This window comes from Leptotrichia sp. SK-5 (assembly GCF_055387215.1).
In genome coordinates, this window is the sequence record NZ_AP028931.1 from 444121 (window position 1) to 467825 (window position 23705).

At 31.6% G+C, this 23705-nt stretch carries 30 protein-coding genes; 29 read left to right on the top strand and 1 reads right to left on the bottom strand.

Translation table 11 applies throughout. The annotated features are described in order from the left end of the window. The first annotated feature begins 8 nt into the window (after window positions 1–8). The 26 genes from ACZ5B9_RS02310 to ACZ5B9_RS02435 all read left to right on the top strand — a co-directional run bounded on the left by ACZ5B9_RS02310 (window position 9) and on the right by ACZ5B9_RS02435 (window position 16660). On the top strand, window positions 9–434 hold the full coding sequence (locus ACZ5B9_RS02310; RefSeq protein WP_464423189.1) for a hypothetical protein: 426 nt from the start codon (window positions 9–11) through the stop codon (window positions 432–434). An 11-nt stretch (window positions 435–445) separates the two neighbouring features. Continuing rightward, entirely contained in the window at window positions 446–904 is a 459-nt protein-coding gene (locus tag ACZ5B9_RS02315) for a hypothetical protein (protein WP_464423190.1), read from the top strand. Window positions 905–955: 51 nt separating this feature from the next. After that, the gene (locus ACZ5B9_RS02320; protein ID WP_464423191.1) at window positions 956–2089 is read left to right on the top strand and encodes a phage tail sheath C-terminal domain-containing protein; all 1134 of its coding nucleotides are present in this window, start codon (window positions 956–958) and stop codon (window positions 2087–2089) included. A 17-nt stretch (window positions 2090–2106) separates the two neighbouring features. Next, window positions 2107–2535 (top strand): phage tail tube protein, encoded by a 429-nt coding sequence (locus tag ACZ5B9_RS02325; protein ID WP_464423192.1) that lies wholly within the window; start codon window positions 2107–2109, stop codon window positions 2533–2535. 17 nt (window positions 2536–2552) lie between these two features. Then, window positions 2553–3005, top strand: a complete 453-nt coding sequence (locus ACZ5B9_RS02330; RefSeq protein ID WP_464423193.1) for a hypothetical protein — start codon at window positions 2553–2555, stop codon at window positions 3003–3005. 44 nt (window positions 3006–3049) lie between these two features. After that, window positions 3050–3202: a hypothetical protein gene (locus tag ACZ5B9_RS02335; protein ID WP_156906963.1), complete on the top strand. Its 153-nt coding sequence runs from the start codon at window positions 3050–3052 to the stop codon at window positions 3200–3202. Continuing rightward, entirely contained in the window at window positions 3192–5918 is a 2727-nt protein-coding gene (locus ACZ5B9_RS02340; RefSeq protein ID WP_464423194.1) for a phage tail tape measure protein, read from the top strand. The genes ACZ5B9_RS02335 and ACZ5B9_RS02340 overlap by 11 nt, the downstream gene beginning before the upstream one ends. A 3-nt stretch (window positions 5919–5921) precedes the next feature. Beyond that, complete coding sequence (locus ACZ5B9_RS02345) at window positions 5922–6608, top strand: hypothetical protein (RefSeq protein ID WP_464423195.1); 687 nt, start codon at window positions 5922–5924, stop codon at window positions 6606–6608. A gap of 3 nt (window positions 6609–6611) precedes the next feature. Then, complete coding sequence (locus ACZ5B9_RS02350; RefSeq protein ID WP_464423196.1) at window positions 6612–7556, top strand: XkdQ/YqbQ family protein; 945 nt, start codon at window positions 6612–6614, stop codon at window positions 7554–7556. Continuing rightward, complete coding sequence (locus ACZ5B9_RS02355) at window positions 7556–7984, top strand: XkdQ/YqbQ family protein (protein WP_464423197.1); 429 nt, start codon at window positions 7556–7558, stop codon at window positions 7982–7984. Before ACZ5B9_RS02350 ends, ACZ5B9_RS02355 begins: the two co-directional genes overlap by 1 nt. Before the next feature lie 2 nt (window positions 7985–7986). After that, on the top strand, window positions 7987–8451 hold the full coding sequence (locus ACZ5B9_RS02360; protein WP_147002922.1) for a DUF2577 family protein: 465 nt from the start codon (window positions 7987–7989) through the stop codon (window positions 8449–8451). A 2-nt stretch (window positions 8452–8453) separates the two neighbouring features. Continuing rightward, window positions 8454–8933: a DUF2634 domain-containing protein gene (locus ACZ5B9_RS02365; protein ID WP_464423198.1), complete on the top strand. Its 480-nt coding sequence runs from the start codon at window positions 8454–8456 to the stop codon at window positions 8931–8933. A gap of 15 nt (window positions 8934–8948) precedes the next feature. Beyond that, a complete protein-coding gene (locus tag ACZ5B9_RS02370; protein WP_464423199.1) occupies window positions 8949–10046 on the top strand; it encodes a baseplate J/gp47 family protein in 1098 nt (365 codons plus the stop codon). An 86-nt stretch (window positions 10047–10132) separates the two neighbouring features. After that, on the top strand, window positions 10133–10441 hold the full coding sequence (locus tag ACZ5B9_RS02375) for a phage tail fiber protein (protein WP_464423200.1): 309 nt from the start codon (window positions 10133–10135) through the stop codon (window positions 10439–10441). Continuing rightward, window positions 10441–11250, top strand: a complete 810-nt coding sequence (locus tag ACZ5B9_RS02380) for a hypothetical protein (protein ID WP_464423201.1) — start codon at window positions 10441–10443, stop codon at window positions 11248–11250. Before ACZ5B9_RS02375 ends, ACZ5B9_RS02380 begins: the two co-directional genes overlap by 1 nt. 15 nt (window positions 11251–11265) lie before the next feature. Next, window positions 11266–12024, top strand: coding sequence for a hypothetical protein (locus ACZ5B9_RS02385; protein WP_464423202.1), 759 nt, complete (start codon window positions 11266–11268; stop codon window positions 12022–12024). A gap of 18 nt (window positions 12025–12042) precedes the next feature. Further along, window positions 12043–12834 carry a hypothetical protein gene (locus tag ACZ5B9_RS02390; RefSeq protein WP_464423203.1) on the top strand — a complete coding sequence of 264 codons (792 nt, stop codon included), beginning with the start codon at window positions 12043–12045 and terminating at the stop codon, window positions 12832–12834. A 9-nt stretch (window positions 12835–12843) separates the two neighbouring features. Further along, window positions 12844–13332 carry a cytoplasmic protein gene (locus ACZ5B9_RS02395; RefSeq protein ID WP_464423204.1) on the top strand — a complete coding sequence of 163 codons (489 nt, stop codon included), beginning with the start codon at window positions 12844–12846 and terminating at the stop codon, window positions 13330–13332. Beyond that, the gene (locus ACZ5B9_RS02400; protein WP_464423205.1) at window positions 13333–13485 is read left to right on the top strand and encodes a hypothetical protein; all 153 of its coding nucleotides are present in this window, start codon (window positions 13333–13335) and stop codon (window positions 13483–13485) included. A gap of 1 nt (window position 13486) precedes the next feature. Further along, entirely contained in the window at window positions 13487–14479 is a 993-nt protein-coding gene (locus tag ACZ5B9_RS02405; RefSeq protein ID WP_464423206.1) for a glycosyl hydrolase 108 family protein, read from the top strand. Between the two features lie 144 nt (window positions 14480–14623). Continuing rightward, complete coding sequence (locus ACZ5B9_RS02410; protein ID WP_464423207.1) at window positions 14624–14950, top strand: universal stress protein; 327 nt, start codon at window positions 14624–14626, stop codon at window positions 14948–14950. A 22-nt stretch (window positions 14951–14972) separates the two neighbouring features. Further along, window positions 14973–15323, top strand: coding sequence for a hypothetical protein (locus tag ACZ5B9_RS02415; protein WP_464423208.1), 351 nt, complete (start codon window positions 14973–14975; stop codon window positions 15321–15323). After that, a complete protein-coding gene (locus ACZ5B9_RS02420; protein ID WP_021770148.1) occupies window positions 15292–15645 on the top strand; it encodes a hypothetical protein in 354 nt (117 codons plus the stop codon). The genes ACZ5B9_RS02415 and ACZ5B9_RS02420 overlap by 32 nt, the downstream gene beginning before the upstream one ends. Before the next feature lie 220 nt (window positions 15646–15865). Further along, window positions 15866–16123, top strand: coding sequence for a hypothetical protein (locus ACZ5B9_RS02425; protein WP_464423209.1), 258 nt, complete (start codon window positions 15866–15868; stop codon window positions 16121–16123). Then, entirely contained in the window at window positions 16098–16388 is a 291-nt protein-coding gene (locus tag ACZ5B9_RS02430) for a hypothetical protein (protein ID WP_464423210.1), read from the top strand. Before ACZ5B9_RS02425 ends, ACZ5B9_RS02430 begins: the two co-directional genes overlap by 26 nt. A gap of 119 nt (window positions 16389–16507) precedes the next feature. Continuing rightward, window positions 16508–16660, top strand: a complete 153-nt coding sequence (locus tag ACZ5B9_RS02435; protein ID WP_464423211.1) for a hypothetical protein — start codon at window positions 16508–16510, stop codon at window positions 16658–16660. A gap of 154 nt (window positions 16661–16814) precedes the next feature. Here ACZ5B9_RS02435 and guaA read toward each other — a convergent pair whose 3' ends face one another. Beyond that, window positions 16815–18359: a glutamine-hydrolyzing GMP synthase gene (gene guaA / locus ACZ5B9_RS02440; protein WP_464423212.1), complete on the bottom strand. Its 1545-nt coding sequence runs from the start codon at window positions 18357–18359 to the stop codon at window positions 16815–16817. 587 nt (window positions 18360–18946) lie between these two features. On the opposite strand from guaA, the gene ACZ5B9_RS02445 reads away from it, so the two are divergent. From ACZ5B9_RS02445 to nrdG, 3 genes are all read left to right on the top strand, one after another. Then, complete coding sequence (locus tag ACZ5B9_RS02445) at window positions 18947–20329, top strand: MATE family efflux transporter (protein ID WP_464423213.1); 1383 nt, start codon at window positions 18947–18949, stop codon at window positions 20327–20329. A 542-nt stretch (window positions 20330–20871) separates the two neighbouring features. Further along, complete coding sequence (locus ACZ5B9_RS02450) at window positions 20872–23064, top strand: anaerobic ribonucleoside triphosphate reductase (protein ID WP_464423214.1); 2193 nt, start codon at window positions 20872–20874, stop codon at window positions 23062–23064. A gap of 37 nt (window positions 23065–23101) precedes the next feature. Further along, a complete protein-coding gene (gene nrdG / locus ACZ5B9_RS02455; RefSeq protein WP_464423215.1) occupies window positions 23102–23620 on the top strand; it encodes an anaerobic ribonucleoside-triphosphate reductase activating protein in 519 nt (172 codons plus the stop codon). Window positions 23621–23705 lie beyond the last annotated feature (85 nt).

Sequence of the window (23705 nt, forward strand, 5' to 3'; positions counted from 1 at the left end):
TGGTAGAAATGTTGGAAAAAGTGGGAGTAGCTTCTGAAAATGGAGTTACTTCTGATACAAAGCTGGATGAAAAACTATTTGAAAAAGTGCCATATATTCCAAAGGTGGTAGCAATTGAAGTTTGCAGATATTCCAAAAGAACGGCACAAGAATTTATTGACTATATTGATAATCAGCTTATACCAGATTGTAAAACTTTTGTAACGGTATTTATAGGCGGAGAGAAGTATAGTTTTTTAGATTCTGATACAAAAAGAATATTGCAGGAGCTTTATGTAGCTTGGAAAATATACGAAAGTTTGGAAAAAGAGAAAATATCAGAAGATAAAAGAGATACGCTTTATAAATTGTTGGAAAGTTTAAAAGGAAGTTCCGAGAACAGTGGTTTAAGTCTTTTGAATGATAATAGATACGGCAGAATTTATAGGTTTTAGGAGTTGATAAGATGTTTGATGTAGTATTTAAAAAATTTAAAGAAAAGTTAAAAAAAGATTATCCTGACTATGAATTTTATATAACAGATGATTTGGAAGCGGAAGATTTTGTAATAAATTCTGTAATATGTGAAATATCCAATATCACAATTAGCAATGCAAAACATTACAATGCTACACTGAATTTTTATATCATAAAGCCTAAAGTACAAGATGATTTAGGAAGTTTTATTTTACAGGCATTAGATATTCAAAAGAAAATACAGGATTTAGATGAGAATAAAAAAATATTTTTTGCACCTAAAATGGAAATGCAGTTTGGGGAACTGAGAGCGAAAGAGAAAAAAGAAACATTAAGGGTATGCTTAATAACGGGGGTATTTGATACATCTTTTCCAATAAAGTATGTAATTGACAATAAAGAGAAATACAAACCTATTGAGCATATATATCTGAATAACGGGAAATAATAACATAAGACTGGATAATTTCAGTCTTTTTGACAAAGGAGAGGATTGGAAATGAATGGAAGTCCAAAATTTGTTTTGGAAATTGAAGAAAGAGCAGGAACTGCAATAGCAAGAAGTGAACAGGGTGTTGTTGGCGTGGTACTGTTTGATAGTACAAAAGACACAGAAAAATACATTTATGTCAGTAGAGGAGACGTATTGCAGACAGACTGGGATAATGACAATTACAATCTTTTAAAAGATTTGGCGTTTGTAGGAAGTCCATATAAGGTTATAGTTCGTAGAGTGAAAGAAGACGCTAGAGATAGCGTAAAAATAACTGACATATTAAGTGATTTAGAAAATGATGTTGACAGCATTGTTATACCAAAAGCTACCGAAAGCGAGACAGATGATTTAATTAGCTATGCAAAAAGTCGACATAATACAGAACTTGGTAAATTGGCATTAGACTTTAATCAGGCACATTTTTTTACGTTTGTAGCAAGCGATAAAGTGCCAGATCATCACGCTATTATAAATAATGGAATAACAGGAGCAGTTGTAAATGGGCATGAATACAGTGATAAGGAATTTGCATTGGCTATAGCAAGTCTAGAGGCAGGGTGTCCTATTTCAAGAAGTATTACAAATATGAAAATGGGATTCTTGGATAAATGTGATATTCCAGCAGAACCAGGTAAAATTACAAAAAAAGGTAAAATCGCGGTTAGCGTTCAACGTGACGACAGCGGTATTAGCTACTATGTAATTAATCGCGGAGTTACTTCATTTATAACACCTGACACAAAAAAACAGCGTAGATTTAGTAAAGTTAAAGTTGTAAGAAGTTTATTTATAATTACTGAAGACTTGAAAAAATCTTGGAATGACTATAAGGGTGCAAGATTAAATGGTTATTTAAATAAAATTGCTTTTTTGAATGCGGTTAATGCTTATACTCAAAGTCTTATGAATCAGGGAATACTTGATCCAGATTATTCAAATACTTTTGATATTGATGTGGAGCAGCACAAGCTGTATTTAATGACAGAAAAAGGTATATCAAGAGACGAAGTGGATAAAATGAGTGAGGCAAGATTGCGTAGAATAAATACGGTTGATGTTGTTTATGCGAAATGCGACGAACTTATGCCGCTTGATTGTATGGAAGACTTTTATGGAAAAGCGATAATTCAAAGTTAGGAAAGGAATGATAAAGAATGGATATATTTAAGGCAAATCAGGTAATTTCTGGCTCGCACGGTACTCTTATGATTGATGGGCAGGTATTTGCAGAAGTATCTGAGGTGAAAATAGAAACAAAAATAGAAAGAAAAGACGTATGGCTCCCCGGAGGACAAAAAGGAGAAAAAATGGTTGGAGCTAGTGGAGAAGGTGTTATTAAAAGATATAAATTAAACTCAAATTGGTTCAAAAAATTTACAAAATTAGCTAAAGGAAACGAAGTATATTTTGAATTATATTTCCAAATAGATGATCCTGATGTAGCAGGAGCGGAAGCTATAAGAATTACGGAGTGTTGGAATAAAGATGGATTTTCTTTGGAAGCTAAACGTGGAGAAGAGATGAATGAAGAGCTAAAATTTGGATTTCTTCCAATAAAACTTAAAGCTGTTGAGTTAATTTAGAAAGAAAGGAGTAAACTATGGATTTAAAAGAATTGCTGAAAAAACGTGAAGAAGCAAGTAAATACAGAGAAGAAAAATCAACAATAGAATTTGCTTTAAAAAGTTACAAAGATACTAAATTTAAGTTAAAGGTTCCTGATTTTCAGGAATTTGTAAATTTATGCACCAAAATGGGCATTACTGACTTTAGTATTGCTAAAAAGGAAATGCAGCGGATATTTACTGAAAAAATCACAAAATCAAATTCTATTATATGTGAATATTTATTTGATACTTTTATAGAGCCAAACTTTATAGAACTTTCTGGAGAATTGATGGCAGAATTGAATGTTCAAAGTCGAGTATCAGTATTCAAAGATTTTTTTAATAACGAAGAAATTTTAGAAATATTTATGCTAGTCGTGAATAAACAAACTGAATTATTTAACGAAAACAAAAATCCTAATATTGTTGAGCTAAAAAAAAAATAGATAAAAACAAGACGGATGTTGAACTTAATGCAATATTTTATTATATGCAAAAAGGCTGGACACCAAAGGATTTTTCAGATATAGAGAATGAAAATATGTGGCATTATTATGTAGTCGCTTATGAAATTGCACAGGAACAGAAACGTGAGGAATTTAACGAATATGCAAGGTTGGGAGTGATGGGATATGGCGGATAATGTTATAGCAATACAGGTAAATGTAGACGGAATAGAAAGTGCTATCTCTCATTTTAATTCGTTATCCGAAAGTTTTGGAAAACTAGCACAGGGAGCACAACAAGGTACAAGTGGTAACGAAACTTTGCAAAATAGCTTGGAAAGTGTAGCGAATGCTGTTAAAGAAGCAACCAGCGGAAATGATGAGCTAGAAAATAGCTTAAGTGAAGTTGCGAACGCTGCAAATGAAGCTGGAGACGATGTAGAAAAATTAGGCGACAGTAACACCAAGGCTTCTGAAAGTGCTGATAAATTATCTGAAAGTTCTAAAAAGGCAGCGGACGGTGCTGAAGATTTAGGTAAGAGTAGTGATAAAACAGCAGAAGCCTTCGAGAAATTGAACACGCTTGGAAGAGATGTGGGAGAAACATTATCAAAATCTTTAGGAAATAAAATACCAGATACTATAAGTAAAATTGGGAATAAATTTAGTGGATTGCTTAGTCCGTTGAAAAAAGTAGGAGAGGCTGGTAAAAAGGCATTTTCATTTTTGGGAGAAAGTATTGGCGGAAAAATCAGTGATATAGGCTCTAAATTAAAAAATCTTTTTAATGTTGTATCTGCGGCTAGTGTTACTGGTGGTGGACTTGGTGCTATAAGTAGTGCAGTTAGTGGACTTGCAGGACTTGCGACAGGTCCTGTTGGTGCGTTAGTCCTTGCTATTGGAGCGGTTACCGCAGCAACAGCTGCATTTAGTGTGAAGGCATTGAAAGCCTCGGCTGAATTTCAACAAGGAATGAATAAAGTTTTTACAATGCTTCCAGGGATTTCAAAGCAAGCAATGGATTCGATGAGCAACGATGTTATAGACTTATCAAATAAATACGGTAAAAGTGCAAACGAGATATCAGAAGCAATGTATCAGGCGTTATCTGCTGGAGTATCACAGGAAAAGGTTAAAGGATTTTTAGAAGTTGCTCAAAAAGGGGCGATTGCTGGGGTAACTGACATTACAACAGCAGTAGACGGATTAAGTTCTGTAGTAAACGCTTGGGGAGAGGATGCCATAAGTGCGGCACAGGCGAGTGATTTAATCTTTACGGCAGTGAAAAATGGTAAAACGAGTTTTGAAGAAGTGGCAGGCAGTATTGCTCAAGTATCGCCTATTGCAAGTGCATTGGGCGTTAATTTTAGTGATGTATCAGCTGCAATTGGAACTTTGACAGCAAAAGGGACACCAACGAGCGTAGTTATGACGCAGATGAAAGCGGCATTTAGTGAATTTTCCAAAGGATCAACAGTAGCGTCTAAAGAATTTAAGAAAGCAACAGGACAATCGTTTCAGGAGTTTATAGCGAAAGGCGGAAATTTACAGACTGCAATGCAGGCATTGGAGACTCATGCTAAGAAAACAGGTAAAAACATCAATGAATTTTTTGGAAGTGTAGAGGCTGGGTCTTTTGCATTATCATTAACGGGAGAAAATACAGAATCATTTACCAAAAATATGCAGGATATGAAAAATTCAAAAGGAGCTACTGATACAGCATTTGCACAAATGGACCAAGGTATAACAGCAAATATGGGAAAAATAAAAGAAAGAATGCATAATACAATGATTCAAGCAGGACAAACACTTACTCCAATGGCTTCTCAAATGCTTCAAGGGATTACGGGAGTATTGCCTACTTTGATAGATTCGTTTTCAGCTTTAGGTGGTTCGTTAATGCCTCTTATAAGTGGTTGGGTTAGTAGTATCAGCGGTTTTTTTCAAACTATACAGTCAAATGGAAGTCAGTTTAGTGCGACGTTTCAAGGAATTGGAAATATATTGACGGTTGCATTTTCTTATATAGGTGCTGTTGTATCAGTTACAGGAGCAATATTTAATGCTGTTTTTGGAGTTATTATTAACTTGTTAGGAAGTTTTATGAGTGCTGCTGGACTTGCTGGCTCACAGGGACAAAATTTTGCAAGTACAATTTCAGGTGCTTTTAGCACAATAGCAAGTGTTGTAGGTGGAGCATTGCAATTTATAATGCCTCTTTTAGTTGGATTAGCACAAATAATTGGAGGTGTGCTTGGATTTGCAGTAAGAGCAATCACAGAATCCTTCTTATTCTTTGGAAAAATTATTTCAAAAGTTGGTGGATTTTTTAAAAAATTATTTGGAAAAGATGATGCAAAACAAGCTACTGAAGCAATAAATGAAGTAAAAAAAGGAATGGAAGAATTGAATGCTGAAGCTGCAAAACCGACTGAAAAACAGGTTGATATAAATGCTCAAATTAACACCCAAATGGCTCAAATGGGAGCGAACGGACAACTTGCAGGTATGAGTATGCAACAAGTACCGCAAGTGGCAACACCTGCACAGCCCCAAACTATAAAATTAGATCCAACGGTAAAAGTTCCTATTGATCCAGCTAGTCTGTCAAATACCCAAATGAAAATTGATCCATCGGCATTTAGCAATGTTCAACAAGCAGTTCAACAAGTTAGCAGTGACATTAAAGGTAATCCACAAGATGCTACTAGAAACAGTTTGCTTGGTGAATTGAAAGCAGAAATGAGTGCACTGAAAGCAGAAATGGCGGCAACTAAAAGTGCTATTGTTGGAAAATTAGGAGAAGTTGTGGGAGCAATCCATGCTATAAAAATTAATGTGAATGTGCCTGCTGCTCCAAGTGGAGATGCAATAGCGAATAAAATTGCAGCAAGTTTGCAGAAAGGATAGGTTATGGGGTTACTAGATTATAAAGTGTATATAAAATTTGATGAAAGTGTAAATTATAAGGACTTGAATTTTTTGGGCAGTAATTCTTTTAATACAATTGATTTTTTAAATCAAAAATTAGGGGATAATAATTTCATTGAAAAAGCCAAAAAGATGCTATCAGATAAGATAAACAGCGTAAGCGGACAAAATCCTATTTTTTCTCAAATAAATGATAAAATGGCGGAACTAAAAGAGTTTTATTTATTCCCAGTACCTCCAAGTGAACTGAAGTTTAAAAGCATTGGTGGCTGGGAAAGCATTGACACAGTAAACGGTATATTAAAGCTCAAAAATAAAAATAAATTGCAGTCTTTGGCTTTTTCTTCTATTATTCCAGAACAGAAATATAATTTTGCAACACATCATTTGTTAGATCCCTTTACTACTTTTTTACTGTTTAAATCGCTAGAGATGTCGGATAAACCTATAAGATTAATTTTAGTTGGAAAATTGGGTAAAGGAACATTGACATCAATTTTAAATCCTGTAGATTTGAATTTTTTAGCAACCGTGAATAAATTTGAAGCCAATTTTGATGTTACAGGAACATTGAACTTTGAAATTGAATTTGAGGAATATCCAGAGTTTAGTGATATCACAGAAGCTGATAATCCAGAAGAAAAATTATTTTACAAGGTGAGTGGATGAAGTATGAAAATAATTGTAACAGATCCTGATGAAAAAAGATATGATTTAACAAGCATTGTAAAAGATAATATACAACTTTCAAGCAGTATTGAAAATATAACAGCTCAAATGGAATTTGAGCTGGCTTACAATTACAGAGAAAATATGCCATATCATACGATTGACTTGGATAAGGGGGCTTATTTTGTGGAACTCTATGATAATGCTGATACATTAATATTTCAAGGTATTATCCCTAAAATTAGTGTTAATAATAAAGGTCCTAAGTTTACAGCATATGATCCAAGTTTTTATATATCACGTATTTCTGAAATATTTCAATTTGATAAACTTCCAGCAGGAGAATGTGTATCAAAAATGCTCAAAGAGTTTGATATGCCTGTTGGAACTATAGAAAACTGTGATGTGAAAATAGATGAGTATTATTATAAAGAAACTATTGCAGATATAATAAAAAAAATTATAGAAACAATAAAAGAGGATAAAGGTGAAAACTGGCATTTTTACTTTAAAGATAATGCTTTCCATTTTTCCAAGAGAAATAGTGATAAATACTTGGATGGAGAAATACAGCCCAAAGAATACCAAGTATATGTTGGAAATGGATATGTAAATATTTTTAACTTTATTAAAGACGCAAGCTATACATCAAGTTTTGAAAATATGAAAAATAGCATAATTGTAGTTGATGGTGATGATGAAAAAATGAATAAGGTTGATACAGCGAAAGATAACGAAAATATTAAAAAATATGGATTATTGCAGTATGTTGTTAAACAGGAGAAAAATAATCAAGATAAATCAGCTAAAAAAGGTAGAAGCAAGGATAAAAATAGTAAAAAGAATGGAAAAGATAAGAAGGACGATAAAAATAAGAAAAATGATAAAGGTAAGAATACAAAAAACTCAAAACGTAACAAAAATACAGCTAAGAAAGGTAAAAAATAATGGCTGGAAAAACTAGAAATTCAAAGCGTGATAGAAAAAGTAAAAAAGATGACAAAGAACCAAAAAATACTAAAGGTAAAAAAACTAATGAAAAAAAGAATTCTGGGAAAAATAAAAAATCCGAAAATTCTAAAACACCTAAAAAGAGTACAAAAAAGCAAAAAGAAAAAAAGCCTATAAAAGCAACAAATGTTTTAAAAGAGAAAAATAAACTTGAGAAAACTTTTACTCTAACTGTTCCAGGAATACCTGTTTTGCGTGCTGGAGATTTATTGAGTATTCCTAAAAACAGTACAGGAATTGCTGGGATATTTGAAGTTAAAAGCGTTAATCATAATTTTAACCAAAAGTACAGCTTTTATGGGATAAATATTTATTTTATGAGTTTAACTTTGGAACTGGTAAAAGAATTAGAAAGCGAGGAATAAGCATGAAAGACAAAGTATTGCAACCTGATGAGGCAAAATATTCTGAGCCTAGCAAGGCATTCGATAATTTAGCTAAAATTTTAAGGAAGAACTTTGACAATCCTGACTGGAATGGTCCTTTCTTAGGAAAAATTGTAAAAGCACCTCCAAACTTGGAAGTTCAAATTGATGAAAGAATAATATTAAAAGCAGACAGAATTGTTGTAGCTTGGGAGAAAGTGGCTGGATATACTAGAGAATTTGAAGTTAAGGGAGATATTGAAATAGATGTAACTGATAGTGAAAATCAAGATTCTGGTGGAAATATTCATAACAAAATAAAAGCAAAAGGAACATATAAAGCCAGTGGAACAAATAAATGGACTGATGAATTAAAGGTTGGTGATGAGGTCATATTAAACGAATTTAAAAATCAGAAAAAATTTTATTTGGTAGACAAGGCTTATTATTATAAGGCAGGTGAGTAGAAATGCTACCTAATTCAGCAATTACAGCCCTTGATACGTATTCTAGTACCAAAAATATTGAATATGACAATTCTGATATTTATTTTGATTTAAAATGGGATTTTAAAAAAGGCGATTTTGTTTATGAAAAAGGGACACCTGTTCTTTTGACGACAAAGAAAGAAATTGTAAAGCAGTGGATTATAAAGTGCTTAATCGTTACTAAAAATGCTTGGAGAGTTTATTACAAGGATGTGTTTCCTTTTGGAGTTGGAATAAATAAATATCGTGGAATAAATCCACTTTATCAGGATTATGCACAGAGTGAAATAAAACGTGAAATATTAACTGCACTTAAAGAACACGAATATATAAAGTCTATCAGCAATTATTATTCAGATTTTAAAGAGGATAGATTGACATTTGAATTTGATGTAATTCTAAAAGATGAGGAAGGAACTCTTAATATTAGTGAAACTTTTGAATTTGACAATCTTTTATAGTGAAAGGAGGTATTTATGGTTACAAGGAAAGATATAGATGTTTATGAGGAAGATATAAACGAACTTGTCAATAATATTTTTAACGGAAGTTTTATGATCAAGTATAGCGATGTTGTTGGGAGTTTTACAGCAGATATTGTAAGGGCGTTTTCAACAGAACTGATTGTACAGCAAAAACTATATGAGGAAATGTCAAAAAATTATAATGTTGCTACTGCTGAAGGGTTGCACCTTGATAGTATTTGTAGTGAAGATTATATTTTTAGAAAAAAAGCAAACGCTGCAACAGGAACTGTTAGAGTTCACGGAATAAGCGGGACATTAATTGAAAACGGAATGGTGGTTGGTAGCAATAACTGTACATACACTATCATAGAAACCAAAATAGTAGCATATAAATCAACAGGAACAATTGGCTATAGTGATGTTAATGTAGTTGCAAATATAGCCGGAGAAATAGGAAATTGCGGAATAGGAGAAATAAATAAATTTTTGGGAAATTATGCAGGACTTGAAAAGGTTGAAAATCTTAATAATATTTCAAACGGATCAAATCAAGAAACTGATGAGGAGTTGCGAGAACGCAGGAGAAAGATATTATCTAGTCCAAGTGTGAATTATAACGCAAATATGATAAGAGAAATAATATTAGCTAATTTTGAAAATATCAAAAAATTAAGAATAATTCCGAGATGGAATGGCAAGGGGACAGCTAAGATTATTGGAATCGGCAAATCAGATATAAAACTAAAAGATGAAGAGCTGAATGCGATAAAAACGTATTTGGATAATGAAATTATAACGGATGCCGAATTTACTATAAAGACAATTAAGGGAAAAAGTATAAATCTTACGTTTGAAGCTGTATTAAATAAGGAATATAACGAAGAAAGTGCAATTGAACTTACAAAAAACACTTTAAATCAAGTGTTTTTGGATAAATTATTTGAGGAAAATAGAATTTATTATGCAGAAATAATTGATAAATTGCTGGAAATAAAAGCATTTAAGAAAATATCAAATATAGACATTAATAACACAAAAGAGGATGTTGTATTGGATGACGACGATTTAGCAAGTGTCTTGAACGTAACATTAAAAACTTTGGATTAGGAGGATAAAATGAGCGGATTTACAATGGCTGCAAAAGCAAAAATATTAAACAATTTATTCGAAGGCAAAACTATTATGCGGGGCTTTTGACGGCTATAACAACGGGAGCAAATGGAAAAGAAAATGCAACAGAACTTGTATCAGCTTCATATGCCAGAAGAGCTATAAATTTTGCTTCAACTTCATCAAACGAAACAAGTAACGTGGCTTCTGTGAAATTTCCTGAAGCAAGGGAAGATTGGGGGCGTATTATAGGAATTGGAATATATGATTCATTGACTGGTGGAAATTTAATAAATTTTGCTACTTTTGACGCAAGAGATGAGGTAATAATTTACGCTTTAATGCAGTATGAAATAGCAAAAAACTTTTATGTGATAGGATTTAGAAATTAATGGTAAAAAATGTACACCAGAAGTCAGTTGAATATATAAAAGATAATTTTAATATAAGCGAATTATCAAATTTCTATGTAAAAGATTTCGTAAATGATGGTAGAAATAATGATTTTGCTTTAATAAAAAGCAATCCTAAAGTAGCAAATTTTGTGAAACATACGAATAAATTATCTGAAATGACAGTATCAGAATTATTAAATTATAAAGTGAGTGATTTTTCATTTTTCATTGGATTGGATGATTATGTAAACTTTACACAAAAAATTACTGAAAAAAAGTTCCCGTTAATTTTTTCGTACGACAATGATTATGCTAATGTTATATACAATCTTGCTAAAAATGATTACTACAACAGTATGATAAATTCCCTTCCGGGAATATTCAGAAATTCAAATCTTATACAAGATGTATTTCATTTTGCGGATCTTGAATTAAAATCACTGGAATTTATAATTGGAACATTAGTAAAAAACAGAAGATTTATAACGGCAAGAAATGAAGTCTTAGAAGAGTTTGAAGAACATTATAAATTAATATCAAGTAAAAATTTATCAACAATTTTTAAAATAAACAGAATCATTTCCAAACGTATTTTAAGGCGTGCAACCACTTTACAGAATTTCAAAGATACAATGAAACTATATTTTATCTATAACGACGATGTAACAATAACGAATGATAAAAATAATTTTCAGTACATTGTAGATTTTCGTTCTAGCACTGTAGATAAAGAATATTTAGATTACTGGCTGGAATTGATTTATGAAGTTATACCAATCTGGTACGACATAAAAATTGTATATTAAATGAAGGGAGAAAAAATGAAACAAACAACACTAGATTTAATAAAAAATATAAATGAAAATACCTTTATACCTGCGGCTACTCAAAACGAATTATTTGAACTGTTCCAATTAGATACAGTTGCTGATTTAAGAAAAGTTTCAAGAAATTTTATGAAATTATATGAACTGTTGGAGCATTTGGATAATCAAACTTCTAGTGCAACGAGTGAAAAAAAAGGGATTGTAAAGCTTGGGACAGAAACAGGCACAACCCTCGAAGGCAACCGCTTAGCCGAAATTCTGGGGATAGAATTTGGCGGAAACATACAGGATACCGGTAACAAAGTAAAAGGGAAATTTTATTTTGATAGCGTGACTAAATTTTATTACGAGTGTATAGAAAATACTAACCTGACTTATAACGAAAGCTCAAAATTCAGAGCTATCTCCAACAAGCCACTTTCAGACAAATTAGAAAATTTATACGAAGTTATACCAGGAACTTTAAATGCAAGTCAGATTGCTGGCTTTTCTTCTGCAACATTATACAAGAAGACTGGAATAGTCTTCTTGAACATAGACGATAACGAAAGGCTAAATGGGAGAACCGAGGGCAATGTAATCTTAACACTGCCAGACGGTTTCAGACCCAGAAATCGGACAAGCTTTTCAGGAAACACAAGCGTAGGACAGGCTTGTGTGTTCAACGTAGAAACTGATGGACGTGTAATTCTGATGTCAAACATCAAGTTATCAGGCTACTTATATTTCAATGTCAGTTTTTTAGCAAAATAATAGAAAGGAAAATAAAAAATGAACATCGTTATTTATGATAAAAAAAGTCTTAAAGTAATAGCTAAACCAGTTATTACTAATTTAGAAGATTTTGAAAAAGAGCCGAATTTATTTTTCCCAGATTTTAACAAAGAAAATCATATTTTTTCAGAAATTGAATACCAAAATCCAGTTTTAGAAAAAGGGAAATTAAGAGAATCTACAAAAGAAGAGTTGTACAAGGCTGGAAAATATACTTTAGCTGAAAATGAGCTGATAGAAAACGGAAAAATCAAGACAGTTGAATTATCTGAATTTGAGTACATAGAAGATAACCAAATCAAGTATAAGAAGGAAGAGAAGATTGAAAAATTGAAACAGGAGCTTTATGAACTGAGAATTAAAAGGGAAAAGAAGCCCTTTGAGTTTGAAGTAAAAGGGATAAAGTATTTACAGCATAACAGGACAATAGACCAAAGTAATATAACCAAAATATTGTTCAGCTTAGTTCTCAGGTTCATTCTTGGGCTTATGGGCAAAATAGCCAAAGGTGCAAAACTGGACTTCACTCAAGTTATGGCTGATTTGATGAATGTAGAGTACAGTAACTGGAAGTTCTATACCGAGGACGGATCCGAAAAGTATGTGAATGTTTCGGTCCAAAAATTTATTGAAATGAGTGAGATAATGAGAAAGCACACGACTACTTCAATGGTTGCCGAGACAACATTGTCGCACAGTTTGGAAAACAAGACAGTTGAGGAGCTGAAAACATTTGACGCCGAAGCAGAATACAATAAACTGTTTGAAAGTGAAATAAAGCAAGGATAGGAGGTTTCTATGCAGTTAGAAAAAGACAAGCTATATATATGTTTCCACAAGCCCAAGAGACTGATAGGGCATTTAATAGCACTATGGACACTAGGTAAATACTCTCACTGTGAATTTATCTACAATGGTCAAATTTTTTTATCTAATCCTGGAGGAGTTAGGACAAGGAAGTTTGAGTATCAGAAAAATATGGAAATTTACGAGCTTGATAAAAATATCGATCCCAAAGATGTGATTGAGTTTTTTAGAACGGCTCAAGGCAAGGGCTATGATTATTTAGGAATTTTAGGGCAATTTTTCTATGCTGACAAGGTGCAGGATGATAATCGATTCTTTTGCAGTGAGTTTTGCCTTAATGCAATCGATTACGCTTTGCAGTTCACATTGACCTATAAAGGTAAATCATTAAAGGATAGGGTTGGCTATCAGTTCAGCCCTGTAAAGTTGTATAAGTATTTAAAAAATATGGAACTGATAGACGAAAAGGAAGTGGAGTGAATGGAGTTAAGGAATTTGATTGGAATTGAAATTATGGAGCAAGGAAAATTATTGAAAGTAACAGATGCTATGTTTAAAGAGGACAATATTGTTCTGATAACTGAAATAGCAGAAAAAGATATAAAGAAAAATGAGAAAAAGGAAGTGATTTAGTATGGACAGATTTGAAAGAATATTCGACTATTTGCTAAGAGTCGAAGGAGGTTATTCAGATGACAAGCATGACAAAGGTGGAAAAACTAAGTATGGAATTACAGAAGAAGAAGCAAGAAAATATGGATATAAGGGAGATATGCAAGATTTAAAAATAGATTTTGCCAAAAATATATATCTAAAAAAATATTACTTAGGAAACAAGCTGGATAAAGTTGTAAATGATAAAGTGGCACTATCTATATGCGACTGGGCTGTAAATAGCGGCAGAAATGGAACAAAAAACGCACAGATTGCCATAAATCAATTGACAAATGCAAATCTTGATGTAGATGGAATAATTGGAAACAAAACATTGGAAGCATTGAATACAGCAGATCCTGAAAGATTTTTGGAAGTTTATCACAACTTGCAGAGAATTTATTACAAAGGTAAAGTTGAAGCTGACAACACACAAGAAAGATTTTTGACAGGCTGGTTAAACAGAGTTCAGAGAAAGGAAGAATATTTGAAAGACTGGGATAAGGAAAATACAGTAACAGAGAATAAAAAATATTCTTTCACTCAATCAAGTCTGGACAAAATGGAAAAAGTACATCCGAAACTTGTTGAAGTAATGAAAGCTGCCATTGAAAACAGTCCGTATGATTTTAGAATTACGAGTGGAGCAAGAACAACAGAAGAACAAAAAGCATTATTTGCATTAGGAAGGACTAAACCAGGGAAAATTGTAACATATGCCAATGGTGTTACTTCAAAATCTAATCATCAAATTAAAAGTGATGGATTTGGACATGCAGTTGATATATTTTTAACAGGAGTTTATGAAAACGGAAGTTATCGAAAATTTTCAGAGCAGGAAGGTTACGATGTTAAAAGATTGAAAGATGTTGCAGATCACATCTTGGCAGTTGCAAAATCGAAGAACATTAACGTCGGATGGGGCGGAAACTGGAAAAAGAAAGATACACCACATTTTCAACTTGAGGATTAATAAAAATGGCTTTGATATAAGCCGAATACAAGCATTAAAAAACTTTTTTGATAAATAGGTTGGCTAGCAAGCAAAAATTGATTGTAGGGCTTGTTGGCTAGCTTAAAATTGATATTGATAAAATAAGAAAAGGGAGAGATAAAAATGGATAAATTAGTAGCAAAAATATATTTGACAGGAAAAATTTTAGAATTAGGGAAGACTTTAATTTACAAAACAGAAATAGTTGCGAAAGGAAAAGCTGGAGCAGAAAAATTTAATCAAGTGTATGAAGGCTTTTGGGACAAATTAGAAGAATTATTGGAAAAAGAAAAATCAATTGACAGAAAATTTATTCCTAACTTTGCCGAAGAAATTGGCGAAGAAGTTTTGACAGAAGTCTTAAAGGAAGCTAGAAAAACATTTGACTTAAAAGTTATATTACAACAAATTTTCGATGTAGAAAAAACAGGAAACAAAAACATACTTTAAAATTCAGAAATAAGGAGCAGAAATGGAAAATTACTTGGTAGATGTGGTATTTATAGCGTATGGTCTAATTTTAGGAACATTAGGGAATTTACTGTACAGGGTAAACAATCACTTGAAAATAAATCCAATAGCGGTTAGGCTTCTGTACGGAATAATGGCATTGGCTTTATATGTATTAATGTATTTAGGTTTCTTAAAAAAGATTCCTGAAATAGATATTGTAGTGATGTTACTGATAATTGTTGTAGGATATTTTGTGGAACTGATAATTGAAGTTCTTGAGGATAAAGTGCCTAAGGCATTGGATAGGCTTATTGATAAATGGTTAGGTGGTGGGAATAATGGCGATAGCTGGGACAAAAAAGACGATTAGGGATTTGATATTTAAAGATAAAAAGCATAAAGATTTTCAGGAAAGCCAAAAAATAAACTTTGCAAACAAAGGAATAGTGAAATTAATCGTGCTTTATACTATCAGTTCAATTTTGTCTGTAGCCCAGAGAGATTGGCAGTACAAAAGAAATATAGAAAAATTGATACTGGAAAACAAGACACAAAAAATATCTTTAATAGAGTCGTTAAGGGAAAAATCTTTGATAGAAAATATTATAATAGTTATGTTGAGCATAGTAATATCATTAATAATACTGTATTACTATAACAAAAAGATGAGTGACACAAACAAAGGAAAATAAATTATAGAGGTAGCCAGAAATGGCTATCTTTTTTTGTAAAATATAGGAAAAAATATGAGAAAAGTTTAAATTGCTATATTCGTAAAATAGATATTTTATAAGAGTTTATGGGTTATTATATAGTAGTATTTTTTAATAAAAAATACGATATATCGTTTGTAAAAAAGTTATTGATGAAATATAAAATATGTTGTATAATAATCTAAGGAAAGGAGCAAAAATGGAAAAAGAAAAAGCAGTAAAGTCTCGTGGAGTGAAAAAAGGAGAAACTCCTCAATGGAATGTAGGAAGAAAAAAAACGGAAAGTAAAATAAAATATACTTCAAAATCCATATCGCTTCCATTAGAAAAGTGGGATGAATTAGAAATTAAAGCACAGGAACAAGGAATAACTAAAAATAAACTTGTTGCTGATTTAATAGAAAAATATTTAAAGAAAAATAGGAGGAAAAATGAGAAAAATAAAACAAAAAAATAATTTTACAAAAAAGGATTATAGACATTTTTTAGTAAGTGAAGTAAAAAAGGAATTTGGAAATGACGCTAAAAAATATATAGACTGGGAACTAGGAGTGCTGGAAACAGGATTAAAAATGACAGGAAGTATTGAAATGTTAGATATTTTAAATAAATATAGAAATGATTTAATAGAAACAATACTATCTAAAGATAATGAAATTGTACAAACTGTAATGGCAAATACTTTAAGTGATTATAGAGAAATGGAGAAAAATAGCAACTAAATATGATAAAATAAAAAGCCCTATTGGTGGTGGTACACCAATAAGGCAAGGTTAATTTTAAGAACCTTTAACCGCATTTATTTTATCAAACCTTAGTGAAAAAATCAAGAGGAGATAAAATGAAAAATAACAATAAAATATCAGAAATTAAATTACAAAATATAAAGGAATTAAAAATTTCAGAACTTGCTGAGTTAAATTTAACAGAATTGAAAGAAATGAAATTAAAAATTTCTAAAGCAATAAAGGAAAAAATGAAAATTGACAAATAAGAAAATGATGTTCTAATTTATAATAGAAAATATAGGATAAAGTAAAAGAGGCTGAAATATGCCTCTTTTTGAATTTTAGTACCTTTTTAGTACTTTTATATTTTATTGATGTTGTCAAAGTAAATAAAAAACGCATTAAAATTAATTTTATTGATTATTCCCACTCAATAGTCCCCGGTGGCTTAGAAGAAATATCATACACAATTCTGTTTATTCCGTTTACTTTGTTTATAATCTTGTTTGACACTTCCTCAAGAAATTCGTAAGGCAGTTTTGACCATGTGGCAGTCATAAAATCGATTGTATTTACTGAACGAATAGCTGCTACGTATTCATAAGTTCTTTGGTCGCCCATTACTCCGACAGTTTTTACAGGTAATAATGTTACGAATGCTTGATCTACTTTGTCGTAAAGTCCTTGTGCCATTAATTCTGTGATGAAGATATCGTCGGCTTCTTGAAGGATTTTTACTTTGTCAGGAGTTACTTCTCCGATAACTCGGATTCCAAGTCCTGGACCTGGGAATGGGTGTCTTTTTATAATTGTGTCAGGTAGTCCAAGTTCGTGTCCTACTTTTCGTACTTCGTCTTTAAATAGCTCTTTTAAAGGTTCAAGTAATTCAAATTGCAAATCTTCTGGCAATCCTCCTACGTTATGGTGAGATTTTATTGTGTGAGAAGGGCCTTTTATAGATTGAGATTCGATTACATCAGGATAGATTGTTCCTTGTGCTAGGAATTTTGCACCTTCCTGTCCTTTAAGTTTTCTAATTTCTTCGTTAAAGACTTCGATAAATTCGTTTCCGATGATTTTTCTCTTGGCTTCAGGTTCGTCTACACCTTTTAATTTGTTTAAAAATCTGTCTTTTGCATCAACGAAAACAATATTTAAATCAAAGTGCTTTTTGTAGTATTCAAGAACTTTTTTTCCTTCATCTTTTCTTAGAAGACCAGTATCTACAAACATACAAGTAAGCTGGTGTCCGATTGCGTTGTTAATCAGAACTGCAGCAACTGACGAGTCCACTCCTCCAGAAAGGGCAAGCAGTACGTGTTCATCTCCAACAGTTTCTTTGATGAATTTTGTTTTTTCAGTAATAAAACTTGAAATTTTCCAGTTTCTTTCGCATTTACAGATATTAAATACAAAATTTTCCAAAATTTGTGTTCCACATTCAGAATGGACTACTTCTGGATGGAATTGAAGTGCATAAATTCCATTGTTGTTTGTAATTGCGGCGATTGATGAATCAGTTTTTGCAATAATTTCAAAGCCTGTTGGCAATTCTGTGATGTGGTCGTTGTGGCTCATCCAAATGTTAGAAGATTTTTTTACTCCTGTAAACAAAGGATTATCATTATTTTCTACTTCTAATACAGCTTTCCCAAACTCTCTTGAATCAGCTTTTTCAACTTTTCCGCCATTTAAGTGTGTAATTAATTGCATTCCATAGCAAATGCCCAAAATAGGGAGATTTAAGTTAAATACTTCAGGATTTACAGTTGGAGCATCTTTTTCATAAACTGAAGCAGGACCTCCTGAAAAGATGATACCTTTTACCTTTTCTTCTCCATTTTTTATTTTTTCAATATCAATTAAAGGCACAATTTCACAATAAACTTCCATCTCCCTAATTCTTCGGGCAATTAATTGGCTATACTGTGAACCAAAATCGATAATAATAATTTTCTCTTTCACTTTCCACCTCTATCTATTAAATTTTCTTTTATAAAACATAATTTTATGTAAATATTTTAGCATTATTTTTAAGTTTTTTCTATATATTTTTATAAAATTTAATTCTCATTATTCAATTATTCAATAAGGTTATTTTGGTTAATAATGATTATTTCTTGGATTTCATTTATATTTAGTTTTTTTAACGTAACGGCATCAGACGCCATGCCCTTTTTTGCAATAGCAGTTATTTTAATTTCATAAGGTTAAATAAAATAAAAGTCGGAGTCTAGCCATAAGTATTGCGTAGCAATCTTGCTACAATTTTAATTATCAGGATAAACATTTATTGCAAGATAAGGATTTGTGGCAATTAGCAATCCTGTAAAAAATAAGGAAAAAATATAATAAAAATAGTAAAAACTGTTATTAAATAAACTAATCTAATACTAAATGTCGTTAAAAAATGAAAATATTGAATTTTGTGAATTTATAAGATATAATAAATGTAAAAACTTTTGAAATAAAAAAATTAGACTTTTATAATTAAGAGAAAACTTAAAAAAAATTTTAATGATAATGAAAAATTTTAGAAAGGAACATTTTTGATGGATATTGCAAAAAAAGTGAAATTAGAGAATAAGATGGGGACAATGCCAATTAATAAACTTATAATTAATATGTCGTTGCCACTTATTACTTCGATGTTTGTACAGGCATTTTATAATATTGTGGATAGTCTTTTTGTGGCTAGAATTAATGAAGAGGCACTTACTGCAGTTTCGATGTCGTTTCCTGCTCAGAATCTGATGATTTCGGCGGGAACTGGAGTTGGTGTTGGGATAACAGCTTTGATTGCGAGATATTTGGGAGCAAAAGATGAAAAAGGTGTAACACGGGTTGTGCATAATGGGATATTTTTAGGAATTTTGAATTCCATTTTGTTTGCTATTTTTGGGCTATTTTTTGCGAAATTTTATTTTGAGTTTCAAAAGGCTTCAGGACTTATTGAAACTTATGGAATTCAGTATTTGAGTATTTGTTCGATTTTTGCCTTTTCGATTATTTTGGAAATTACTTTTGAGAGAATGCTAATTGCGTCGGGAAAAACGATTTATACGATGATTACCCAAAGTACAGGGGCGATTATAAATATTATATTTGATCCGATTTTTATTTTTGGACTTTTAGGATTTCCAAAAATGGGAATTATTGGTGCGGCTGTGGCTACGATTTTTGGGCAGACTGTTGCAATGCTAATGGCTTTGTATTTTAATATTAAGAAAAATCACGAAGTTCGTTTTGCTATCAAAAAGTTTGCGGTACATTTTAAGACGATTGCGAATATTTATGAAATTGGTTTTCCGTCAATAGTTATGCAGTCTGCAGCGTCATTTATGATATTTCAGTTAAATAATCTTTTGGCTTCATTTTCAACGACAGCGACGGCTGTACTTGGAGTTTATTTTAAGTTGCAAAGTTTTGTTGTTTTACCAGTTTTTGGGCTGAACAATTCGGTTATTTCAATTGTTTCGTACAATTATGGTGCCGGGAAAATAAAAAGGCTTTTGAAAGCTGTAAAATTGGCAAATATTTATGCATTTGGTATTATGTTTGCTGGATTTGTTCTTTGTCAAACTTTGCCTGTTCCAATTCTTAAATTGTTTGATGCTTCAGATAATATGCTTTCGATTGGGATTCCTGCACTTAGAATAATTAGTTTTGCGTTTTTGATAGCACCGTTTTCGATTGTTTCAAGTGGAACATTTCAAGCTTTGGGTAAAGGTATATTTAGCCTTATTGTTTCATTAACTCGTCAATTAATTGTTATTCTTCCACTTTCATATTTACTTGCTGGAATAATGGGAATTAACGGGGTTTGGATTGCTTTTCCAATGGCAGAAATTGTTGCTGGAATTTTGACAATTTTTTATCTGAAAAAACTTTATCAAAATGAGATTATGAAAAGAAAAATTAAACGACATAAATAAAAAAGAAGCAGAATTCTAAAATTCCACTTTCACACAGATTAAATTATTCTTACAAAATTGTACATTAATAAACTATATTCCCATATTTGTCCTTGCAGCAATAATAACCATTAGCTGTTTTATAGTATTCTATACCTCTTTCATCATTATCTCTATCTCATTTAGATTATCCCAGTAACTTTTGATGAAAAATTTTAGATTGAAGAAAAATTAGATTGTATTTGAAAATGTAGAAAATTTGAGTTAAAAAATTTATAAAATATATGATTAAAGGAAAATAAATAAATTTTTTTTATCAAAAACAATGGGATAAAAAATGAAAAAATTTTGTAAAATTGGCTTTTTATGGAAGTATATATATTTTTTATAAAACTTGAAAAACACAAAATATTGTGTTATCATTATGTTATATTAACTATATATAGTGTTTTTTGTTAAAAATATGTTTGGATTATTGATAATAAAAAGGGGACTGGGAATTGATAGCTTGTAAATTTTATAGAGATAGGAAACTGGGTACAGAGAATGAGGGAGGAATAGAAATGCAACCACAATTGACAGAAAATTTGAAAAATATAATAGCAGGGATAGTGAATGTTGAGAGCAATGACACATGTAATGAGAATGCCAATATGTCTTCAATGACTCCAGCTGGACAAATGATGAAGTTTGCAAGTGAAGTGTCAAAGATTTATGCTTTGGAAAATTTGGTATCTCCAAAATTCAAGGAAGCTCATGAAAAAGGCTTTATTCATATTCACGATTTGGATTTTTATTCCAGTAAGACTACGACTTGTTTGCAGTATGACTTGGCAGATATGTTTGAAAAGGGGTTTTATACTAAGCATGGATATATTCGGGAAGCACAGAGCATTTCTACTTATGCCACTCTTGCTACAATTATTTTTCAGACAAACCAGAACGAGCAGCATGGCGGACAGGCAATACCCGCATTTGATTTTTACATGGCAAAAGGTGTGTTAAAATCATTTAGACGACACTTAAAAAGAAGAATCTTGAGTTTTGCTGAAATTAGAAATGGAGTAGAAATTACAAAAGAATTTGAAAATAATGCAAAAGAATTTCTGCTAAAAAATATTTCATCAATTAAATGCAATGAAAATGAAATAAAATTGCTTGAAGAATATTTTAAAATAAATAAAAATGATTTGATAAAATTGCTGGTGGAAGCCTATGAAGATACTAAAAATGAAACTTATCAAGCAATGGAAGGATTTTTACACAATTTAAATACAATGCACTCACGTGGAGGGAATCAAGTCGTATTTTCTTCTATAAATTATGGAACAGACACTTCAGAAGAAGGGCGAATGGTAATTCGTGAACTGTTAAAGGCGACATCCAGCGGGCTTGGAAAAAATGAAACTCCAATTTTCCCAATACAGATTTTTAAAGTGAAGGAAGGACTTAATTACACTGAAAATGATTATAATTTAGCTCAAAGTGATTTTGATGAGGCACTGGAAAGTGTAAAAAATCAAAAAATTTCTTATGAAAATGAACTGGAAGATAAAAAAATAAAGTTTGAAGCGCCAAATTTTGATTTATTGCTGTTATCTTGTGAAACTTCGAGCAGAAGACTGTTTCCGAACTTTGTATTTTTAGATTCAGAATTTAATAAACATGAAAAATGGAGAATAGACGATCCTGAAAAATATAAATATGAAATTGCAACAATGGGTTGCCGTACACGTGTCTTTGAAAACATAAATGGTGAAAAGAGCAGTCTTGGACGTGGAAATTTATCATTTACGAGCATAAATTTTCCTAGAGTTGCGATTTTAACAAGAAAAAATGTGGAAAATGAAATTTCAGAAATGGAAAAAGCTAAAAAATTTGCAAATGAGGAAGAAAAAAATAATAAAAAAATAGAATTACTGACAAAGGAATTCCAAAAAAGAGTATTGGAACTGACTTATCTTGCAGGAGAACAGCTTTACGAACGGTATAATTTCCAAAAAACAGCTTTGGCAAAACAATTTCCATTTATGAGAAGCAACAACCTGTGGAAGGGACTTGGTCTAAAAGACGGGAACGAGGAAGTGGCAGAAGCGATAAACTCAGGTTCACTTTCGATAGGATTTGTAGGTGGAGCAAACGCAATGTACGCTTTATTTGATACAGAACACGGAACAAGCGAAATTGCCTATAAAGTGCTTTACGATACGATTGAAAAAATGGGAACAGTTGCAGATGAGTTTAAAGATAAATATCATTTGAACTATTCGATTTTGGCAACTCCGGCAGAAAGTCTAGCGGGAAGATTTTTACGTATTGATAAAAATGATTTTGGAGTAATCAAAAATGTCACAGACAGAGATTATTACGTAAATTCATTTCATATTGATGTAAAAAAGGAAATCAGTCTTTTTGATAAAATAAGGAAAGAGGCACCATTTCATAAATTAACAAAAGGTGGGCATATCACTTATGTGGAACTGGATGGGGAAGCTCGTAAAAATATGGGTGTTATGCTAAAAATTGTAAAAGTAATGAAAGATACAGGAATTGGCTACGGATCAATAAATCACCCTGTTGACAGATGTAGAGATTGCGGAACCGAAGCGATAATTTATGATGAATGTCCAATTTGCAAAAGCCATAATATTTCCAGAATCAGAAGAATAACAGGCTATCTCACAGGAGATTTAGATAGCTGGAACAGTGCAAAGCAAGCTGAAGAGCATGACAGGGTAAAACACGGAGTAAGATAGAATAATTTTAAGATTTGTGAGGAAGAGGTAAAATAAAGTGAGAAAAGTCGAGGTGCTAGAAAAAAATTTGAAAGATGATTTTACATTAAGACTTTTAATGACTTATAAAGAGACAATTGTTGACGGTGAGGGACTTCGTTATTCACTTTATTTTGCTGGCTGTTCCCACGCTTGTCCTGGTTGCCATAATGAATATTCATGGAATCCGAAACACGGAAATGTGCTAACTTATGAAAAATTAGAAGAAATTGCCAAAGAAATAAATGAAAATACGTTACTTGATGGAATAACAATAAGTGGTGGAGATCCTCTTTTTAATCCAGTGGATATGTTAAAAGTTCTGAAATTTTTGAAGGAAAAAACGAAAAAGAATATTTGGCTTTATACAGGGTATACGCTGGAGCAGGTGCAAGAAGATGAACTTCGGAGAAAATGCCTTGAGTATGTGGATGTTTTGGTGGATGGGCGATTTGTGAAAGAGCTGTATGATCCTAATTTAAAGTTTAGAGGGAGCAGTAATCAGAGAATTATTAAAAAAGAAGATTTTTTTATTTGAATTTGGAAAAAAGTTTTTTTTGTTAGTGAACTTTTGTAATAAAAGTTCTTTTTTTCATGTAAAAACTAAAGTTATAGTTGTAAAA